This is a genomic window from Methylomonas sp. 2BW1-5-20 (genome assembly GCF_052474515.1).
On sequence record NZ_CP184127.1, the window covers coordinates 949,417 to 968,719 of the forward strand.

Annotated in this window: 15 protein-coding genes; 9 read left to right on the forward strand and 6 right to left on the reverse strand. The window is 51.8% G+C overall.

Annotation, left to right across the window (positions count from 1 at the left end):
- Nucleotides 1-66: 66 nt before the first annotated feature.
- Nucleotides 67-1,674: a methyl-accepting chemotaxis protein gene (locus tag ACH50O_RS04330; RefSeq protein WP_446810811.1), complete on the forward strand. Its 1,608-nt coding sequence runs from the start codon at nt 67-69 to the stop codon at nt 1,672-1,674.
- Nucleotides 1,675-1,884: 210 nt separating this feature from the next.
- Nucleotides 1,885-2,796, forward strand: a complete 912-nt coding sequence (locus ACH50O_RS04335) for a DMT family transporter (RefSeq protein ID WP_446810812.1) — start codon at nt 1,885-1,887, stop codon at nt 2,794-2,796.
- A 60-nt stretch (nt 2,797-2,856) separates the two neighbouring features.
- Here the strand turns inward: ACH50O_RS04335 and recN are convergent, their stop codons facing one another.
- On the reverse strand, nt 2,857-4,536 hold the full coding sequence (recN, locus tag ACH50O_RS04340) for a DNA repair protein RecN (RefSeq protein ID WP_446810813.1): 1,680 nt from the start codon (nt 4,534-4,536) through the stop codon (nt 2,857-2,859).
- A 4-nt stretch (nt 4,537-4,540) separates the two neighbouring features.
- Nucleotides 4,541-5,422 carry an NAD(+) kinase gene (locus ACH50O_RS04345; RefSeq protein WP_446810814.1) on the reverse strand — a complete coding sequence of 294 codons (882 nt, stop codon included), beginning with the start codon at nt 5,420-5,422 and terminating at the stop codon, nt 4,541-4,543.
- Nucleotides 5,423-5,963: 541 nt separating this feature from the next.
- Here ACH50O_RS04345 and ACH50O_RS04350 point away from each other — a divergent pair.
- Together ACH50O_RS04350 and ACH50O_RS04355 are read left to right on the forward strand one after the other, a co-directional pair.
- Nucleotides 5,964-6,965: a hypothetical protein gene (locus ACH50O_RS04350; protein ID WP_446810815.1), complete on the forward strand. Its 1,002-nt coding sequence runs from the start codon at nt 5,964-5,966 to the stop codon at nt 6,963-6,965.
- 43 nt (nt 6,966-7,008) lie between these two features.
- Nucleotides 7,009-7,863, forward strand: coding sequence for a DUF924 family protein (locus tag ACH50O_RS04355; protein ID WP_446810816.1), 855 nt, complete (start codon nt 7,009-7,011; stop codon nt 7,861-7,863).
- Between the two features lie 20 nt (nt 7,864-7,883).
- On the opposite strand, the gene ACH50O_RS04360 is transcribed toward ACH50O_RS04355, so the two are convergent.
- The 4 genes from ACH50O_RS04360 to htpG form a co-directional block, all read right to left on the reverse strand.
- Nucleotides 7,884-9,503, reverse strand: coding sequence for a diguanylate cyclase domain-containing protein (locus tag ACH50O_RS04360; protein WP_446810817.1), 1,620 nt, complete (start codon nt 9,501-9,503; stop codon nt 7,884-7,886).
- 33 nt (nt 9,504-9,536) lie between these two features.
- Nucleotides 9,537-10,787 carry a hypothetical protein gene (locus ACH50O_RS04365; protein WP_446810818.1) on the reverse strand — a complete coding sequence of 417 codons (1,251 nt, stop codon included), beginning with the start codon at nt 10,785-10,787 and terminating at the stop codon, nt 9,537-9,539.
- 18 nt (nt 10,788-10,805) lie between these two features.
- Nucleotides 10,806-11,246, reverse strand: coding sequence for a hypothetical protein (locus ACH50O_RS04370; protein ID WP_446810819.1), 441 nt, complete (start codon nt 11,244-11,246; stop codon nt 10,806-10,808).
- Between the two features lie 274 nt (nt 11,247-11,520).
- Complete coding sequence (htpG, locus tag ACH50O_RS04375) at nt 11,521-13,455, reverse strand: molecular chaperone HtpG (protein WP_446810820.1); 1,935 nt, start codon at nt 13,453-13,455, stop codon at nt 11,521-11,523.
- A 130-nt stretch (nt 13,456-13,585) separates the two neighbouring features.
- Here htpG and ACH50O_RS04380 point away from each other — a divergent pair, with 130 nt between their 5' ends.
- From ACH50O_RS04380 to rfbA, 5 genes are all read left to right on the forward strand, one after another.
- Nucleotides 13,586-15,214 (forward strand): tetratricopeptide repeat protein, encoded by a 1,629-nt coding sequence (locus tag ACH50O_RS04380; RefSeq protein WP_446810821.1) that lies wholly within the window; start codon nt 13,586-13,588, stop codon nt 15,212-15,214.
- 4 nt (nt 15,215-15,218) lie between these two features.
- Nucleotides 15,219-15,902 (forward strand): sensor histidine kinase, encoded by a 684-nt coding sequence (locus ACH50O_RS04385; protein WP_446810822.1) that lies wholly within the window; start codon nt 15,219-15,221, stop codon nt 15,900-15,902.
- 110 nt (nt 15,903-16,012) lie between these two features.
- A complete protein-coding gene (gene rfbB / locus ACH50O_RS04390; RefSeq protein ID WP_446810823.1) occupies nt 16,013-17,083 on the forward strand; it encodes a dTDP-glucose 4,6-dehydratase in 1,071 nt (356 codons plus the stop codon).
- Between the two features lie 54 nt (nt 17,084-17,137).
- On the forward strand, nt 17,138-18,040 hold the full coding sequence (gene rfbD / locus ACH50O_RS04395; RefSeq protein WP_446810824.1) for a dTDP-4-dehydrorhamnose reductase: 903 nt from the start codon (nt 17,138-17,140) through the stop codon (nt 18,038-18,040).
- A complete protein-coding gene (rfbA, locus tag ACH50O_RS04400) occupies nt 18,037-18,921 on the forward strand; it encodes a glucose-1-phosphate thymidylyltransferase RfbA (RefSeq protein WP_446810825.1) in 885 nt (294 codons plus the stop codon). Before rfbD ends, rfbA begins: the two co-directional genes overlap by 4 nt.
- Nucleotides 18,922-19,303: the final 382 nt, after the last annotated feature.

A 19,303-nucleotide genomic window follows, 5' to 3' on the forward strand; every position in this document is an offset into this window, starting at 1 on the left:
GGTTTTCAACAAGCTGCCGACAACCCAAAGTATATATCCGAACACTACAATACATTGGTCGATCCCATGAATAAGAACGCCACTATCCAGTCCAAAATTTTACTAAGCATAGCCAGCGTTTTTTTATTGCTGATGTTTGTCAGCACGCTGTTTATGGCGGAACGGCAAAAAGACATGATACAGACTCTGGCGACCGATAAAGCGCGGGATATTGCCAATAGTTATTTCGACGGCGTAAATACACTGATGTTGACCGGCGCGATGGCGCAAGGCGAAGTACTGCGTGAAAAAGCCCTTTCGCATGCCAATGTCACTGAAGTTCGTTTAATTCGTGGCAAGGAGATTGCCGATTTTTACGGCCCGGGCAAAGCCGAGCAAAGAGCCGTTGATAATCTGGATGACCGAGCACTGGCGGGTGAAAGCATTATTCAACCGGGCAGCGACAAAAACGGACGTCTGATCACCGTGCTGGAGCCGATTAAGGCTAGCGCCAATTTTCGCGGTACCAACTGCCTAACTTGTCATGCGGTGAGCGAGGGGACGGTGTTGGGAGCGGTGCGGGTGAGTTTTTCACTGGCAAATCTCGATGCGCAGATCAATCGCGATTTGGTCACCGCATCGGCTATTTCCTTGGTAATGTTTGCCGGCGGATTGCTGTTGGTGAACATGCTGATGCGCAAAATCGTGGTCAATCCGCTGGTGGCCATGCGCGATACGGTCAATGCCATTGCCGGACAATCCGACTTGCGTCGGCATTTGCAAGTCGATTCGGGCGACGAAATCGGCCAGGTCAGTGTATCCTTCAATACCATGCTGACCAATTTTGCCGGTAGCTTGGGACAGGTATCTTCGGTAAGTCAGCAATTGGCTGCCGCGACTAACCAAATATCCGGTGTGGCCAGACAAACTTCGCAAGCGGCCACGCAACAACGTAGCGAAACCGAGACGGTAATTCAGGCGATACACGAACTGGAGGACTCGGTGCAAGACGTGCGAGGTGGCGCGACCGGCGCGGCGCAAGCCTCCGTGGAAGCGGATCAACAGGCCGCTCAAGGGGCGGCCACCACCAAAAACGCTATCGACGGCATCAACGAACTGGTCAATGAGATAGACCGTGCCGCCGAGGTGATTAAACGCCTGGATCAGAAAAGCAACGGCGTCGGCGCGGTGCTGGATGTGATTAAAGGCCTGGCCGAGCAAACCAATTTGCTGGCGTTGAATGCAGCCATCGAAGCCGCCAGGGCCGGCGAGCAGGGCAGAGGATTTGCTGTAGTGGCCGACGAGGTACGCACCTTGGCAACCCGTTCGCATAAGGCAACCGAGGAAATTCAAAGCATCATCGATCAATTGCAACGCGAAGCCAAAGATGCGGTAACGGTGATGAATAATGCCAAAAACAGTGCGGAGCAGCGCCGCGAGCAAGTGCAAAGCGCCGACCAGGGCTTGAGTGCGATTGCCGAACGGGTCACGCAGATTCGGCAGTTGAACTCGAGGATGTCGCAAGCCGCCGATAATCAAAGCCGGGTCGCGCAGCATGTCGGGCAAAGCATTGCCAATATAGGACAACTGACCGAACGGACCGCGCAGGATGCCGCGCAAACCAATTCCGCCAGTAACGAATTGGTGAAACTGGCGTCGCAGCTGAACGAACTGGTTGGGAAATTCAAGCGTTAGCTTCGGCGAGTGGCGATTGACAGCTACAACGGCTTGGCTATATAGTCCGAAGCCATGAACAATCGCATCGCTAATCTAAATAAACGCCTATGGCCTTGGGCAATGCCCATTGCCGTGGTGTTTGCGTTTTTCTAAAAAATCCAAGCAACCGCGGGCTATCCGCAGTTGTTTCGACACTCGCCTAAGGCCCGCACCAACCCAGGAGGCCTAATGGCAACAACTACATCTCTCGCATTATCCAACCGCAACCGTTTGTTAGGCTTTGGCCTAGCGACGCTGGCTGCTATCGGTTTTTCCGGCAAGGCTATTTTGGTGAAGTTGGCGTATTACGAACCGGTGGATGCGGTGACTTTATTGGCCTTACGCATGTTGTTTTCCGCGCCGTTTTTTCTGGTCGTCGCCTGGCGCCATGCTGGGCAGAAACACTTGGTCCCACTCAACGGCCGAGATTATCTGGGGCTGTTTGCCTTAGGTTTGCTGGGTTATTACTTGTCCAGTTTGTTCGACTTTATCGGCCTGCAATACATTTCCGCCGGACTGGAACGGTTGATCTTGTTTTTGTATCCGACCATGGTGGTTTTGCTGTCGGCTTTACTGCTCGGTAAAGCCTTTGGCCGCAAGGAAGTCGTTGCGCTCTTACTGAGTTATGCCGGTATCGGCGTGGTGTTTTTTGACGAGTTGAACGTTCAATCCGAACATCTGTCGTTGGGTGCCGGCTTCGTGTTTGCCAGCACGCTGACCTACGCGGCTTATCTGATCGGCACGGGCGAGACGGTGGCCCGTATCGGCGCCTCGCGTTTCACCTCCTATGCGATGCTGGTAGCTTGCGCGGCGACCTTGATGCAATTTTTTCTCACTCATCCGTCGCAGGCATTGGTGTTGCCGATGCGGGTGTATCAACTGAGTTTGTTGATGGCGATATTTTCGACAGTATTGCCGGTGTTCATGCTATCGGCAGCGATTAAAATGATCGGCTCCAGTCATACCTCGTTGATCGGTTCTTTGGGGCCGGTGGCTACCTTGTTTATGGCCAGTTATTTTCTGGGCGAGGAATTGACGCCCGCTCAGATTGGTGGGGCGGCGCTAGTGATGGTGGGGGTGTTGAGTTTGTCGTGGAAGTGACTTGTAGGTGCGAATAGATTCGCATGGGTTTGAACTGGGTCGAAGAAATTCGACCCTATATCACTGCGATAAGCCACCCGATACCAGCATCTCCCGCGCATGCGCCAACGTGTTTTCGGTAATGGTCACACCGCCCAACATTCTCGCTACTTCGTGGACGCGTTCGTCGTCGCTGAGACGGCGTACCGTCGACGATGTCACCGCCGCTTTCTGATTCTTGGCGACAAACAAATGCTGATGCGCTTGCGACGCGACTTGCGGTAAGTGTGTGACGCACAACACTTGCCGATTCACACTCAGTCGTCTCAGCTTCTGGCCGACGATCTCGGCAATACCACCGCCGATGCCGGAGTCCACCTCGTCGAAGATCATGGTCGGCGTGGTCTTGTCGGTGCTGGTGGTGACTTGAATCGCCAAGCTGATCCGCGATAACTCGCCACCCGATGCGACTTTCGCCAGCGGCTTGGCGGGCAGGCCGGGGTTGGTGCTGACCAAAAATTCGATGCTGTCCACACCGTTGCGCTGCGGTTCGGCGTCTTCCGGGGTGCGCAGGTTGACGATGAACTCGCCGTGCGGCATGCCCAGTTCCTTGATCGCATCGGAAATGCGCTGTTGCAACTCCGAGCCGGCTTGACGGCGGCTTGCGGACAATTCACCGGCCAACTTGCGGTACTGGCTTAATAGCCGCTCGCAATCGGCATTGAGGCTTTCGATACGCTCGCTGCTATGGCTGAGGTTATCCAGTTCGGTAGCGAAGCGCGCGGCCAGTTCCGGCAGTTCTTCCGGCTGGATTTTATGCTTGCGGCTCAGCGATTGAATCACGCCGATCTGATTTTCCAGCCAAGTCAGTTGCTGCGGGTCGGCTTCCTGATTTTCCAGGAAACGGCGCAATTGTTGGGTGGCCTCGCCAATCTGAATTTCCGCGTCGCTCAATAACTCGGAAACGCCTTTTAACTCGCCGGCATATTGCGCCAACTCGTTGATAGCATGAGTCACATGCCCGAGCATATCAGCCACCGATTGCTGATCGTTGTCGTACAAAATATCCAATTGCTGCTGACCGACGCCGAGGATTTTGCCCAAGTTAGCCAGCTTGTGATGCTCGTCAGCCAAGGCTCGGTAATCGAAATTTTCCAAATCCAGCTGTTGTAACTCGTCTAGTTGGTAACGCAGCAATTCCTCGCGTTCGACCTGATCGCTGCCGGCTTTTAATAATTGCTGCAATTGCTTATGCGCCTGTTTCCAGTTTTGGTAACAGCTATTCAAGTTATCCAGCAAGGCCTGGTTGCCGGCGAAACCGTCCAGCAGCCGGCGCTGTTCCTCGCTGTCCAGCAGGGTCAGATGTGCGTGTTGGCCGTGGATCTCCACCAGTTGCCGGCTTAGGCCTTGCAGGGTTTGCAGGTTGACCGGGCGGTTGTTGATGTAAGCCTTGGAACGGCCATCGTCGCTGATTGTACGGCGGATCATGCACTGGCCGTCGTCGTCCAATTCATTGTCTATCAGCCATTGTTTGACCAGTGGTGCCTTGGCTAAATCGAATTCGATATTCACTTCGGCGCGCTTGCTGCCGGGTCGCACATAGCCGGAATCGGCGCGGTCGCCCAAAGCCAGGCCCAATGCGGTTAGTAAGATCGATTTGCCGGCGCCGGTTTCGCCGGTCAGCACCGACATGCCTGGGTCCAGGTCCAGGTCCAGGGCGTCGACGACGGCGAGGTCGATAATGTTCAGGTTTAACAGCATGGCCTTAGGCGGGGTAGCCGCTCCAGTTGAGTTTGCTTCTTAAAGTATGGAAAAAATCGTGATCCGCAGGATGCAAAATTTTAATCGGTTTGGCGGATTTTTTGATGACGATTTTGTCGTTGATGCGCACGTCCGGAATCTCCATATGATCGCAAGTCACCAGCGCATTGATCTGTTTGGTCTGACTGAAACGGATTTCGATAACGACGTTGTCGTCGATGACGATAGGGCGATTCGACAAGGTATGCGGGTTCAAGGGTACCAATACCAGGGCGTTCAAGGCCGGATGCAGAATCGGGCCGCCGGCCGACAAGGAATACGCGGTCGAGCCTGTCGGGGTGGCGACGATCAGGCCGTCCGAGCGCTGGGTGTTCAGATACACGCCATCAATGCTGGTGACAATCTCTATCATGCTCGGCGTCACCCAACGGTGCACCACCACCTCGTTGACGGCGGTTTGCTGATGGATGATTTCGTGGTCGCGGATGATATGGGTACTGAGCAGCTGGCGCTGCTCGGTCTTGAATTCCCCAGCCAAAATCCTGTCCAGGCGGCTAGACAATTGTTCCGGCGAAATATCCACCAAAAAACCCAGCCTACCGAGGTTTACGCCCAACAGCGGCGTTTCGAAATCTGCCGCAGCGCGAGCTGCAGCTAGAAAAGTGCCGTCGCCGCCCACGGCGATGATCAAGTCGCAAAACTCCGGCAAGCGCTCGATATGTACAGCCTTTATGTCGGCGTTTTCGATCAATTCCGCGCTTTGGCTATCGACGACGATGTCGTGACCACGGGTTTTTAGATAACGGAAAAGTTCGTTCAGCGTCGAGGCAATACCGGGATCGCCGCATTTGCCGATGATACCGATACGCTGGAAGGGGGTTGGCATGATTGGGGTGGTTGTTTTTGAGTAAGTTCGATTATAGGGGATTGTGTTTTTATTCGGTAGCGTTGAATTGTTTTGTGTCGCTGGCGCGACGGCTGTTTAGATGTCGGTGCTCGGACCGACGGCCGAGTAACTTTTCTTTGTTTGGCCAAAGAAAAGTCACCAAAAGAAACGCCACCCGGATGCCGCTTGTTCCCTGCGCTCCGAAGCTTTCGTCGGGGGTTGACGAAAGGGGCTTCCTGCCCCTTCGTCAACGTGCGGCATCCATGCCGCACCCCTTCGGGCTGATCCCGACGAAAGCTCCGGTGCTCGGCGCGGCATACGGGAGAAAACCATCCGAGAATTAGCGGAGGAATCGTATAAATTTGATTTTGAACACCTACTGAATTTTAGGAGCCAAAACCTAAGAAGTTTGGAAATACATTATCTATCGATAAGGCTTTTGCTTTGAGATATTTTGAGTTAACCATCTGAATTTATGGCTGTATTAAATCTACAGGTATACTTGGCAAATAATCCTTAAAGAACAAAGAGAATTTACGACATGGATTTTACAAAGCTCAATGAAACCGATGTACGCGAGGAAATTATTGCGCCATTGATTCGTGAATTGGGTTATCGATCAGCGTCTGAACACAATGTCTTACGAGAGCAGTCCCTTCGCTATCCGAGAATATATCTGGGACGAAAGGATTCAAAAAAGGATCCGGTCTTGCGAGGGAAGGCAGATTACATACTTGAAGCAGGTGGAGAGGTACGTTGGGTCATAGAGGCTAAAGCGCCATCTTGTGCTATTGACGCAGATGAAATAGAACAAGCATGGACATATGCTAATCATCCAGAAGTACGAGCGGTTTATTTTTCGATATGCAATGGCAAATGTCTATTGGTCTATCAAACCAATCGTGGCGCTGAATCGCAACCTATTTTGTCATTTGACTACGAACAGCTAAGTGATCAAGCCGTCATAGGCATTTTACTCAATGTATTATCCCCTGAGGCTTTACTCAGAGATCATCCAGCGCAAGTTATTGATGTATATCCTCCCCTTGGTCCTGGCCTTAGGTCAATTGCGCGGATAACAGGTGGACATATTTATTACGAAAAATGTACTTTCCCTATGCCAGCGTTGGAGGCGTTACAAATATCGATAACTTCTGGAGCGGTAGAGAGGGATTCAGAAAACAGAATGGTCGCTTTTTTAGAATCGCGTGCCCCAACTCGTTCATTTCAAGAACTCAATGAGCGTCTGGGTTTGGCTACAGTTGAGATGGTTTCCAGCGACCCAAATATATCAACTGACCCCACAAGGCCAACGAGTTTTATTTGCTCAAAATCAGTCATTTTCCCCGCTGGCGAAGAGTTACTTGATATGAATACTTGGAAAATGGTTAGGCTACTGGACAACATGCTTATAAGTGTGTCGGCCTCAGCAAGTGGTGTTCTCGAAGAAAACAAGTTCTACGGTACAGTTCTTAACAAAATGGTGATCAACAATGCTTATCCGATTACCCTTGAAGGTCAGTTTTGCTTATATGTCACTTGATTAGCCGACTAGGGGGCAGAAAAGTATTGCCTACCGAATGTCCGTGCCACCAGAAAATAAACAAGGTTTCCTCCAACTTTCGGGATGGTCCCCCCGTATGCCGCGCCGAGCACCGGAGCTTTTGAACGGATTAGCCCGAAGGGGCGCCGCAGGGATGCGGCGCGTTGCATGCAGTGGCTGGGAAGCCCCTTCAGGCAACCCCGTTCAAAAGCGAGGAGCGCAGGGAAAAAGCGGCATCCGGGTGGCGTTTCTTTTGGTGACTTTTCTTTGGCCAAACAAAGAAAAGTTACTCGGCCGTCGGTCCGAGCACCGACATACAAATCAGCCGTCGCGCCAGCGACACAACTACAAGCCAATGACCAACTACCAAGAAATCCTAAAATTCTGGTTCGAAGAAACATCCTCCAAACTCTGGTGGTCAACCAATCTAGAATTCGATAAAACCATCACCCACCGATTCGAATCCACACTCCAACAAGCCGTAAAAGGCGAATTATTCAGTTGGCGGCAAGACCCCAAAGGCCGCCTCGCCGAAGTCATCGTCATCGACCAGTTTTCCAGAAACATCCACCGCAACACGCCGTTGGCATTCGCTCACGATGTGCTGGCACTGGTCCTGGCGCAGGAAGCGATTGCCGCGAGCGCTGACCTAAGCTTGTCATCTATCGAGCGGAGTTTCCTATACTTGCCCTTCATGCACAGCGAGTCCAAAACCATGCATACATGGGCGGAAAAGCTCTTCCGCGAAAATGGCTTGCCGGATAATTACCAATTCGAATTAAAGCACAAGGCGATTATCGATCGCTTCGGCCGTTACCCGCACCGCAACCAAATTCTGGGTCGTACTTCAACGGTCGAAGAGCTTGAATTTTTAAAACAACCGGGTTCCAGTTTCTGAAGACAAGATCCGAAACACCACTATCCGCGCTCCAGAATCACCGGCGCCAAACTACCGTCACAATAAATACAGTAGCCGTTGCGCCCATTATGTTTAACCTCGTACAAGGCCGCATCGGCCTTGTGTAACAAGCTCGCCAAGTCGTTGCCATCCTGCGGGTACTGCACCACGCCCACGCTCGCGCCGACGTAATCGCTTTGCATAAAACCCAACTCTATTTCTTGGCCCAGGCTATCGATCAGACGAATCAGAAACTGATGTAAGGCTTGTTCGCCGGGCTGCCGGCGTAAACAAATTAGAAATTCGTCGCCACCCAAACGGGCCAGGAGATCGATACCGCGTACCAGGGTTTTCATGCGCTGAGCTATTTCCACCAATACCTTGTCGCCGGCCAGATGGCCCCAGACATCGTTAATCTGTTTGAAACGGTCCAGGTCGAGCAATACGAGCGTGACATTGTCGTTGCCGCGGGCGGCATACGTCAGATTCAGGCGGGCTTCCAGGCCGCGGCGATTTAGTAATTGAGTGAGTAAGTCGTGATGCGATTGAAAACGCGCTTCGTCTTCTTGCTGTTTCCGGTCGCTGACGTCGATGAATAAACATTCCGCAACCACGGTATGCTCCGGGTGCGGATGGCGGGAAATCAGGAGATGTACCCAGTCTTGCTTGTCGGCGGCGCGGCGCTGCAAACGTAGGTCTTGCGATTGCGGTATATTGCTGTTCAGGGCTTGCGTCAGTAGGTAGCGAAATTGATCCGGCTCGGAAAACAGCTCTGTTTCCCAATTGGCGAGCAGGGAAAACACGCTTTGGACTTGATCGCGCCAATCGTCGAACAAGTCGCTGACAGCCGGGTTGGCAATCAGGCAGCGGCCATATTGATCGAGTAGGGCGATGCCTGTGGATGCTTGAGTAAAAATAGCTTCGTATTGTTGTTCCAAGGCTTGGATGTGTAACCGTAAACTGCGCTCTTTACGCATCGATTGCGCGCTGGCCGCCAACAGCGCGTTGATATTGTCCGTCAGCGCGGCCAGTTCGTCGCGATGCTGGGTGCCCATCAATCTTAAACGCTGCTCGCTGCCGGGCACAATAGTGGCGAGTTGACTGGAAAGCTTTAACAGGGGTTTGCTGATCATGCGGCTGATGATCAACCAAAATAGCATGGTGGGAAACAACACAATGCCGCCCAAGGCTATTGCCATTTTTTTGGCGCTGGCGGCTGCGCGTTTGCTGATTTCCGGCGGATGCAGCGCGACTTCCAAGGTGCCGACTACTTCGGTACTGTCGAACGGCGATTTAAGTGAACGCTTAATCAAGGGTTGCGCCGGATAACTTAGGTAGGTGCTGCGCTTTACATCCAGGCCGTTATCGTTGAACAGATGTACGGAAGCCACAAAACTCCCGCGTAACACGCCGCGTACCACGTCGTCGGCGATCTGGGCATCGCCGGCATAAACGGCAATTGCCGCTGAATATTCCATTGCATCGACCAGTTCGCTGGCTTGTTTTCTGGCGTCGTGTTCTGCGTCGTCGAAAGTCAGCTTGTAAACGCCCAGTACGATTAATGTGCTGAGCAACAGCATACCCAAAAACACCAGCAAGGATAGGCGGGTTTTCAGGCTATGGGCGACTTCATTTTGCATTAGGTCGGATTGTCGATGGGGAAAACGCCTGAGCTAGAACACAAAATCCAGTGTTGCCGAAAACATATTCGAGAATTCCTGAGGTTGGGGTATGCCGGCTTGGTCGGTACGCCATAGGCCGATGCCGTCGCGGTTTCTGACGTGTACCAGATCGTATTGTAGTTTCAGAGCCAGATTGTTGTAAAAATCCCAACGTCCGCCCACGGAAAACGTTTCCTGGTTGGAATAGCTTTCCGCGAATGGCCGCTCGGCCGCAGCCTGCAGGGCTGGGTCCGGAAGCGGACTTGGCGTGGCGGGGCGGCCATTCGAAGGCCAAAGTGTACTATAGCCGATAAAGGGAGTAATCGAGCCTATCCGGTACCCGACCGAGGCGTAAGCCATATAAACGTCGGTAATAAAGCCATTGCCGTGTAACAGACGGCCGAACTCCAACTGGGCGCGCCAAGGATCGCCATCGTAGGCCAAACCGGCCGACAGAAAATGGTTTTGGGTACCGCGTAAGGTGTAGCGGTTACTCAGACTAGCGGCATCAGGATAGATAAAGGCCGGAAGTTGTTCGATATTGCTTTGTAACTCTTGCAAACCCGGATGGTTGGATTGCAGTTGGGTGCCGACGTAAGACAATTGCGCATGCCAGTCTCGCCAACGCAGATTGACGTTGCCGCCCCATAGCGGCGCGATCTGGATCTTGTAATTGGGGGTGCTGGGATAAAATGGCGAGGCTTCTCCGGCGAAGGCTTTGATACTGAAATTAACCTCATCCAAGTCGAAAGAGTAGGTCACATCGCCGCCGTTAAAATGAAACAGCGGTAAGCGGCCGTAAAACTCAATGGGCGGACGTACCCAGAGATAGCTGTAGCCGATATTGCGCTGATCCGACACCAAGCCCATGTCCAAGCCCACCCGGCCGGCGCGAATCTGCCAATTGGCGTTGGGTCGATAGCTGATAAATGCCCATTGCAGGCTTTCTTCGATAGTCTGCGCGGGCCGGTCTTTCAATACGGCTTGCACCGTAGCGGACCAGCGGGAGTTGATGATCGCGTCGATCTGCATGCCCAGCCGGCTGTCGGTGGACAGTGGCAGGGTACTGCTGCTGATGCCTTCCTGATCGGCGATGTCCCGGGTCAAGGCATTGTGAGATTGGTCGCTGGTGGCCAGGCCCAAGGTGCCGAAACCGCTGATGCGCAGCCGCGCTTCGTCACTGAGATCGATATTCCATTCCGCCTCGCCGACCGAGGCGGCCAGAAGTCCGCAGGCGGCAAATAGAGTGGTGATGGTTTTCATCGGCTGAACTCCTGCTTGCTATTCGATATAAAACAATACCCGGACCGCCGGGGTGACCTTGTCGTCTTCCACGTAACCGATCGCATCGCGGTTTTGCGAGACTGCCTGCAATACACTGAGGCTGTCCGGCAGCATGCGCGGCGGCGTGGCGCGTCCGCTGAACATCAAGCGCGCCCAATAGGCATTGATTTGCGCCAGCGGTCGTTCGGTTAGGGTTTCGTAAAAACGTTCGCGCAGCGGCGAGCCGCCTTGATGATCCAGCGGCAGCGGGATGTGGTTGTTGGGTAGGCTTAGCAGGCGTCCCATGTATATATCGACGACCTGTTTAGGCGAAATATCGGTGAAACTGCTGTCCGGATGCACGATGACCGCAATGCGTGGTTGGGCCGCACCGGTGTGTAACCAGAGGTTCGCCAACAGCAGCAGAGATAACGCGACGATGCGAATTCTCACAATCATTCCTGAAAGCCGTGATCGGAAAGGAAAAGATGGGGCGATTCTACCATCCGACATACTCTGCCTGTATTGGGCTAATAGGCCTTGTAACCAGGCTATCGTCCAATTATGTCGGGGACTGGGCAGTTTTAAAATAGAAAAATCGACTAGATAAAAATTGCGGTAGGTTTAAGCGGATATTGTTCGATAGTTAGGATGGTGTTCGCGCGATTTGAAGTTAACCGTTGCCGAACGAAAAAGGCCGGTTACCCGGCCTTTTGTTTAGCGTGTTGAGTTTTTAACCCAACAGTCCTTGCAACAAACCGTTCAGTTTGTGGACGAAAGCCGACGGATCATCCAGCTGACCGCCTTCACTCAGAATGGCTTGGTCGAACAGGATGTGGCTGATGTCCGCGAAACGAGCGTCGTCTTGCTCGTTTTTTAAGGCTTTGACGATGGCGTGCTCGGGGTTGATCTCGAAAATCGGCTTACTACCACCCATGCCCATCATGTTCATGGATTGGCCGGCTTCCTTCATGATCCGCTCCATGTTCAAGCTCATGTCGTAAGCGCCGGTGACCAAACAGGCAGGGGAGTCGGTCAGACGGTGGCTGACTTTCACTTCGCTGACTTTGTCTTTCAACACGTCTTGGATCTGTTTGATTACCGACTCGAAATCCTTGTTTATCTCTTCCTGATGCTGTTTCTCTTCTTCGGTATCGAATTTGTCCAGATCCAGTTCGCCTTTGGCGATGGATTGCAGATGCTTATCGTCAAAGTCGGTCAGGCTGGAGACCAGCCATTCGTCGATGCGGTCGGACAGCAGCAGCACCTCGATACCTTTTTTACGGAAGATTTCCAGATGCGGGCTGTTTTTCGCGGCGGCAAAGCTGTCGGCGGTGACGAAATAGATTTTATCCTGACCTTCCTTCATCCGGCTGACATAGTCCGCCAGCGAAACGTTTTGGGTTTTGTCGTCGGTATGAGTCGAAGAGAATCGCAACAACTTGGCAACCCGGTCTTTGTTCTTGTGATCTTCGATTGGGCCTTCCTTGATGACGTTACCGAATTGCTCCCAGAATTTTTGGTACTTCTCGGCGTCGTTCTCGGCCAGATCTTCCAGCATGCCCAATACTTTTTTCACCGCACCGGTTTTGATGGCGCTGATTTGCTTGCTTTGCTGCAAAATCTCGCGGGAGACGTTCAGCGGTAAGCTGTCAGCATCGATCACGCCGCGCACGAAGCGCAGGAAGCGCGGCATCAATTGTTCGGCATCGTCGGTGATGAAGACTTTTTTGATGTACAACTTCACGCCGTGTTTGGCGTCGCGGTCCCACATATCGAACGGCGCGCGGCTTGGCACATACAACAGCAAGCTATATTCGTTGGTGCCTTCGACGCGGCTATGCACGTGGGTTAACGGATCCTGGAAGTCATGCGAGACGTGTTTGTAAAACTCGGCATATTCTTCTTCGGAAATCGAGTCTTTCGATTGCGTCCACAAGGCCGAAGCACTGTTAACGGTTTCGTCTTCGACGCGGGCCGGCGCAGTTTCGTTGCCTTCCTCGTCTTTCTCGGCCGGAATTTCCTTGCTCATCACGATGGGCAGGGAAATATGGTCGGAGAATTTTTTGATGATGGAGCGCAGTTTCCAGCTGTTTAAAAATTCCTCTTCGCCTTCTTTCAGATGCAGGACGATTTCGGTGCCGCGCGTGGCTTTATTGACCGACTCGATGGTGTAATCGCCTTCGCCGGCTGATTCCCAACGTACCGCTTCGGAGGCCGGCGCGCCGGCTTTACGAGTGATCAGCGTGACTTTATCGGCGACGATGAAGGCCGAATAAAAGCCGACGCCGAATTGGCCGATCAGTTCGCTGTCCTTGGCCTGGTCGCCGGTCAAGCGTTCGAAGAATTGCTTGGTGCCTGATTTGGCGATGGTGCCGATATGGTCTTGCACCTCGGCGCGGGTCATGCCGATACCGTTATCGCTGATGGTGATGGTCTTTTTGGCTTCGTCGAAATCGATGCGGATTTTTAATTCGCTGTCGCCTTCGTACAAGCTGTCGTTGGCCAAGGCTTCGAAGCGCAGCTTGTCGGCGGCGTCGGAACCGTTGGAGATCAACTCGCGCAAAAAGATTTCCTTATTGCTGTACAAGGAGTGAATCATCAAGTGCAGCAAATGCTTTACTTCGGTTTGAAAACCTAGGGTTTGTTTGTTTGCCTCAACAGTCATGTCTATACTCATTTAGTTGTAAAGTGGACTCGGGCGAGTTGGGGATGGTAATTTTGTTTTTCAAGCCCACCTGATCCACGGATTTTTTTGGAGTCGATTTCTTGATTGTTTTAATGGCATTCCGCAACTAATGAATTTCAGTTTAACCGGCAAAAATATTCTGATTGTCGAGGACAATCCCGTGTTCCGTAAAGCCATGCGCGACATGTTGTATAACTTGCGCGCCGATACCGTGGTTGAGGCGGACAACGGTATCGCCGCGATTAATGCGATGAGCAAAAGTACTTTCGATATAGTGTTATGCGATTACAACTTGGGAATGGGTAAAAACGGCCAGCAGGTGTTGGAGGAAGCGAGGCACCGCAAGCTGATCGACTACCGGTGCGTATTTATCCTGATCAGCGCCGAGCAAACGACCAGTGCGGTATTGGGTGTAATGGACAGCAAGCCCGACGAGTATTTGACCAAGCCCTTCAATGCGCAGCAGCTGATGAGCCGGTTGACGCGCAATTTTGCCCGCAAGGAATTCATGGCCGGTATCGACAAGGCGCTTGCCGGCGGCGATTTGCCCAAGGCGATTCAGTTATGCGATGCATTGCTGTTGTCGGCGGACAAGAAAATGCAGCTGCATTTACTGAAAGTTCGGGCCGAGTTGGCCATTTCGGCGGGCGATTTCGAGAAAGCCAGACAAATCTACCACGAGGTGTTGCTGCATCGCGAATTACCTTGGGCGCGGTTAGGTTTGGGAGTGATCGATTTTCAAAACAATAACATCGAACAAGCGATTGCCGGTTTTCAAAGTCTGGTGGCCGATAATCCGATGCTGATGGAGAGCTACGATTGGCTAGGCAAGGCTTATGAGGCCCTGGATCAATATAACGATGTCGAGAGCGTGTTGCAGCAGGCGTTGCAATTGTCGCCGCAATCGATACTCAGGCAAAAGAAATTGGCGGAGACCGCCGATAAAAACGGCAATCTGGAAACCGCCGAAAAAGCTTATAAATCGGTGGTAAAGTTGGGCAAGCATTCCGTGCATCGTTCTTGTAGCGATTTTTCCGGGCTTGCGAAGCTGTATGCCAAAACCAATGCCGCCGACGAAGCCTTAAAAACACTGGAAGAAATGCGTAAAGAGTATGCCAATCATCCCGAGGCGGAGTTGCGGGCTTCTACTGTAGAGGCCGAGGTGTACAAAACCCTGGGGAATGAGGAGTTGTCGCAAAAGGCTTTGCAAAATGCCTTGGAAATAAGCGGGCGCCTGGGCAATAAAGTGCCCAGGGATCTGCAGTTGGAAGTAGTCAAAAACTGTTTTTTGAGCGACCAACACGGCAAAGCCGAAGAAATACTTTACGATCTGATCCATGCGCATATCGACGATGAACAGTTTTTAAACGATCTGCGCCGCATGCAAAGCGGTATTGGCATGGATAATCACTCGGAAATCCTGATTCAGAAAACCAAACAATCCTTGATTGCCACCAACAATAAGGGCGTGGCGTTATATAAACAGGGTAAATTCCAGGAGGCTTTGGATTTGTTCGAACGGGCGATTCTTACCATGCCGGATAATAAAACCATCATAGTGAACATGCTCAAGATCATGATTCACGATTTGAAGGTGAACGAGTCTTGCGAAGAAAAAAATCACCGCATCAAGGCCTTATTCAGGAAGGCCAAACAAATCGGCGTCGATCAACATAAGTTGGGGATTTTACAGGTGGAGTATGCGAAATTGAGGCAATCTCAAGCGGTTAAATCCTAGGATCATGGCGACGAACACTAACAACAACGGCTTGTTTCCCACGATTCTCGCTTCGACGGTTCACGATATCAAAAACTCTTTGGGCACCTTGCTGGAGCTGATTCGGCAAGCGGCGGTCAGGCAAAACGGTCAATCCGATAGTTTGGACGAATTGGAGTTCGAGGCCGCGCGGATCAATCATAGCCTGATGCAGTTGTTGGTGATGTATAAGGTCGATTCGCAAAAGTTCAGCTTAGTGATCGAGGAATGCGCGGTTAGTGATATCGTCAATGAGGCGCTCGATCAGCAGGCGCGTTTGTCCCGCTTGCACAATATCGATCTGCAACTGGACTGCGCGGAAGATTTGGTTTGCTATTGCGATTACGCCATCGTCAGCAATGCCTTGGCCGCAGTGTTGAATAACGCTTTGCGTTACACAAAAAAAGCGGTTTTGATTTCGGCGCTCGAAGCGGACGGTTATCTGATCGTATCGATCGAAGACGATGGTCAGGGTTACCCCGATTACTTTTTAGATGCTGATTTAAACAATCCGGCGGAGTTGGATTGGGTCTCGGGAAATACCGGCCTGGGTCTGTATTTTGTCTCGGAGATGGCGCGTTTGCATAAAAATGCCGGGAAAGCCGGCTATGTGCGGGTGGACAATCGCAGCCGTTTGGGGGGGGCTAGGTTCAGGCTATTTTTACCCTGAAATTTGCTGTTTGACTGGACACTGAACGATGGTACTAAGGTACAATGTCCAAGAATTAGCTCAGCGTTTTTCGCCGGGCGGGCGAATAAGAAATTAAAAATACTTTAAACATGAGCATTTTAGTAACAGGCGGGGCCGGATTCATCGGTAGCAATTTTGTGTTGGATTGGCTGGCGCAGAGCGATGAACCGGTGATCAATCTGGACAAATTGACCTATGCAGGTAATTTGGAGAATCTTGCCAGCCTGCAGGACGATGCCCGGCACGTCTTCGTAAAAGGCGACATCGGCGATTACGATTTGGTGTTGAGTTTGTTGGAAAAACACCAAATTCGGGCTGTGATTAATTTTGCGGCTGAATCGCACGTCGATCGCTCCATTCATGGGCCCGAGGATTTTATTCAAACCAATATCCTGGGAAGTTTCCGCTTGTTGGAAGCTGTGCGTCAGTATTGGAACAATTTGGCGCAACACGCCAAACAGAGTTTTCGTCTATTGCATGTGTCTACCGACGAAGTCTATGGTTCCTTGGACAAGAGCGATGCGCCATTCTCGGAAACCAATCAATATCAGCCCAATAGTCCCTATTCGGCCAGCAAGGCCGCCAGCGATCATTTGGTGCGTGCATACCACCACACCTATGGCCTGCCGGTCCTGACCACGAATTGCTCCAACAATTACGGCCCGTATCATTTTCCGGAAAAGCTGATACCGCTTTGTATCCAAAATGCCTTGTCCGGTAAGCCCTTGCCGATTTATGGCGACGGTCAACAAATCCGCGACTGGCTATATGTCAAAGATCATTGCAGTGCAGTTCGCCGAGTGCTGGAAGCCGGCAATGTCGGCGAGGTGTATAACGTCGGCGGCTGGAATGAAAAAGCCAATCTGGACGTGGTCAACATCCTGTGCGGTATCCTCGACCAACTACAAGCACGCGCGGACGGTAAGTCTTATGCCGAGCAGATTACCTACGTTACCGATAGGCCGGGTCACGACCGGCGTTATGCCATCGATGCCGGCAAGTTGGAACGTGAGCTCGGTTGGAAACCGGCGGAAACTTTCGAGACCGGTATTCGCAAAACCGTACAATGGTATTTGGATAACCAAGTGTGGGTCGGCAACGTATTGTCCGGAGACTACCAGTCCTGGCTGGATAAAAACTATGCGGGGCGTACTGCATGATATATGTATCCGGCGCCTGTTTGCCGCGCTCGGCCGCGAGTTGCGGGTAATTGCATGAAGGTTTTACTCTTCGGTAAAAATGGTCAGCTTGGTTGGGAATTGCAACGGAGCTTGGCACCCTTGGGTGAGTTGATCGCGCTTGATAGATTCGATCAAGATTATTGCGGCGACTTAAGCAATCCAAGCGGAATTGCCGAAACTGTCCGCGCGGTGGGGCCGGATGTCATCGTTAACGCCGCTGCCTATACGGCCGTTGATAGAGCGGAGACCGAGACCGAACTGGCAAATACTGTGAATGCTTTGGCGCCCGCCGCTCTGGCTGAAGAAGCCAAACGTTGCGGGGCTTGGCTGGTACATTATTCCACCGATTACGTATTCGACGGCAGCGGGGATAAACCCTGGCGGGAAGACGATCCGGTTGGTCCGCTGAGTGTTTACGGTCAAACCAAACTGGCCGGCGAACAGGCCATCCAAGCCGGCACGAGCCGGTATTTGATTTTCCGTACCAGTTGGGTGTACGCCGCCAGAGGTAATAATTTTGCAAAGACCATGCTGCGGCTGGCGCAAGAGCGTCAGCAGTTATCGGTCATTAACGACCAGATCGGCACGCCTACCGGAGCAGAATTGCTGGCGGATATCACAGCGCATTCGATTCGAACGGCACTGAAATCACCGGAGGTATCAGGTATTTATCATCTGACTGCCGGTGGCGAAACCAGTTGGTACGACTATGCTCATTTCGTCTTTGATTTCGCTAGACAGGCCGGCATAGAGCTAAAAACAGACAAGCAGGCGGTCGCGGCCATTCCCACTAGCGCCTACCAAACTCCGGCGCGTCGGCCGTTAAACTCCCGTTTGGATACCGAAAAATTGAAAACCGTGTTCGATTTACAGCTGCCCGATTGGCAACTGGGTGTCGAACGAATGCTGTCAGAACTATACGGAACGCGAGGATGAACCAGCGCAAAGGCATAATCCTGGCAGGAGGCTCCGGCACTCGGCTTTATCCGGTGACCAAAGCGGTGTCCAAGCAATTGCTGCCGATTTACGATAAACCGATGATTTATTATCCGCTCAGTACTTTATTGCTGGCCGGAATCCGCGACATTTTGATTATTTCCACGCCGCAAGATACACCGCTGTTTCAGCATTTGCTGGGCGACGGCAGCGATTGGGGGATCAACTTACAATATGCAGTGCAGCCTAGTCCCGACGGACTGGCGCAGGCTTTTATTATAGGTAAGGATTTTATCGGCGAGCGGCCAAGCGCCTTGGTGTTGGGCGATAATATTTTTTACGGTCATGATCTACATGTGCAGCTCAGAAACGCCACCGCGCAACAATCCGGTGCTACTGTGTTCGCTTACCATGTGCAGGATCCAGAGCGTTACGGCGTTGTCAGTTTCGACGGGCAGGGCAGAGCGACATCCTTGGAAGAAAAGCCGCTACAGCCGAAAAGCAATTATGCGGTGACCGGCTTGTATTTTTACGATAATCAAGTCGTGGATATTGCTGCTAATTTAAAACCGTCGCCGCGCGGAGAGTTGGAAATCACCGATGTGAATAGAGTTTATCTGGACCGGCAACAACTGAGCGTGGAAATTATGGGGCGCGGTTATGCGTGGTTGGATACCGGCACTCACGCCAGTTTAATTGAAGCCAGCAATTTCATTGAAACCATCGAAACTCGCCAAGGCTTGAAAATCGCTTGTCCGGAAGAAATTGCTTGGCGTAGTAATTGGATTGGCGACGAGCAAATCGAAAAACTGGCGAAACCGTTGGCGAAAAACGGCTATGGACAATATCTTCTTGCGTTGTTGAATAAACAGGTTTTTTAAGCCTAAATGCTTAAAGGGGATTCCATATAACACTAAAAATCTCCGTCCCTAATTGAGAGACAGTTGAGGAGGGCATTTTTAGAGAATTCCTTAATACATTTGGGGCAAGTTATAGCAAAGATGCGTTTAAGTAAGGAGCGAACCCAGTTAACCGTTAAAACAATATACTGCTTAGCAAAAACTGATGCTGCTGTGTACTTGTTTGGTTCCCGATTGCATAGCCGCCAGGCGAAAGGCGCTAATGTCGATCTATTTATAAGAGTCCGAAATGCCAAGACGCCAGTACTTTATAAAGTGGCTGCGCGAATTCTGGAATATTCTCGAGAATCTCTAACGATTCAACCAAAACCAAACGACTGTTCATCCGAATCTTCGTTAATAG

Coding starts and splice junctions, on each gene's coding strand:
- ACH50O_RS04335 (WP_446810812.1), top strand. CDS start 1,885: ATGGCAACAACTACATCTCTCGCATTATCCAACCGCAACCGTTTGTTA.
- rfbB (WP_446810823.1), top strand. CDS start 16,013: ATGAGCATTTTAGTAACAGGCGGGGCCGGATTCATCGGTAGCAATTTT.
- ACH50O_RS04385 (WP_446810822.1), top strand. CDS start 15,219: ATGGCGACGAACACTAACAACAACGGCTTGTTTCCCACGATTCTCGCT.
- ACH50O_RS04365 (WP_446810818.1), bottom strand. CDS start 10,787: ATGAAAACCATCACCACTCTATTTGCCGCCTGCGGACTTCTGGCCGCC.
- rfbD (WP_446810824.1), top strand. CDS start 17,138: ATGAAGGTTTTACTCTTCGGTAAAAATGGTCAGCTTGGTTGGGAATTG.
- ACH50O_RS04350 (WP_446810815.1), top strand. CDS start 5,964: ATGGATTTTACAAAGCTCAATGAAACCGATGTACGCGAGGAAATTATT.
- rfbA (WP_446810825.1), top strand. CDS start 18,037: ATGAACCAGCGCAAAGGCATAATCCTGGCAGGAGGCTCCGGCACTCGG.
- htpG (WP_446810820.1), bottom strand. CDS start 13,455: ATGACTGTTGAGGCAAACAAACAAACCCTAGGTTTTCAAACCGAAGTA.
- ACH50O_RS04330 (WP_446810811.1), top strand. CDS start 67: ATGAATAAGAACGCCACTATCCAGTCCAAAATTTTACTAAGCATAGCC.
- ACH50O_RS04380 (WP_446810821.1), top strand. CDS start 13,586: ATGAATTTCAGTTTAACCGGCAAAAATATTCTGATTGTCGAGGACAAT.
- ACH50O_RS04370 (WP_446810819.1), bottom strand. CDS start 11,246: ATGATTGTGAGAATTCGCATCGTCGCGTTATCTCTGCTGCTGTTGGCG.
- ACH50O_RS04345 (WP_446810814.1), bottom strand. CDS start 5,422: ATGCCAACCCCCTTCCAGCGTATCGGTATCATCGGCAAATGCGGCGAT.
- recN (WP_446810813.1), bottom strand. CDS start 4,536: ATGCTGTTAAACCTGAACATTATCGACCTCGCCGTCGTCGACGCCCTG.
- ACH50O_RS04360 (WP_446810817.1), bottom strand. CDS start 9,503: ATGCAAAATGAAGTCGCCCATAGCCTGAAAACCCGCCTATCCTTGCTG.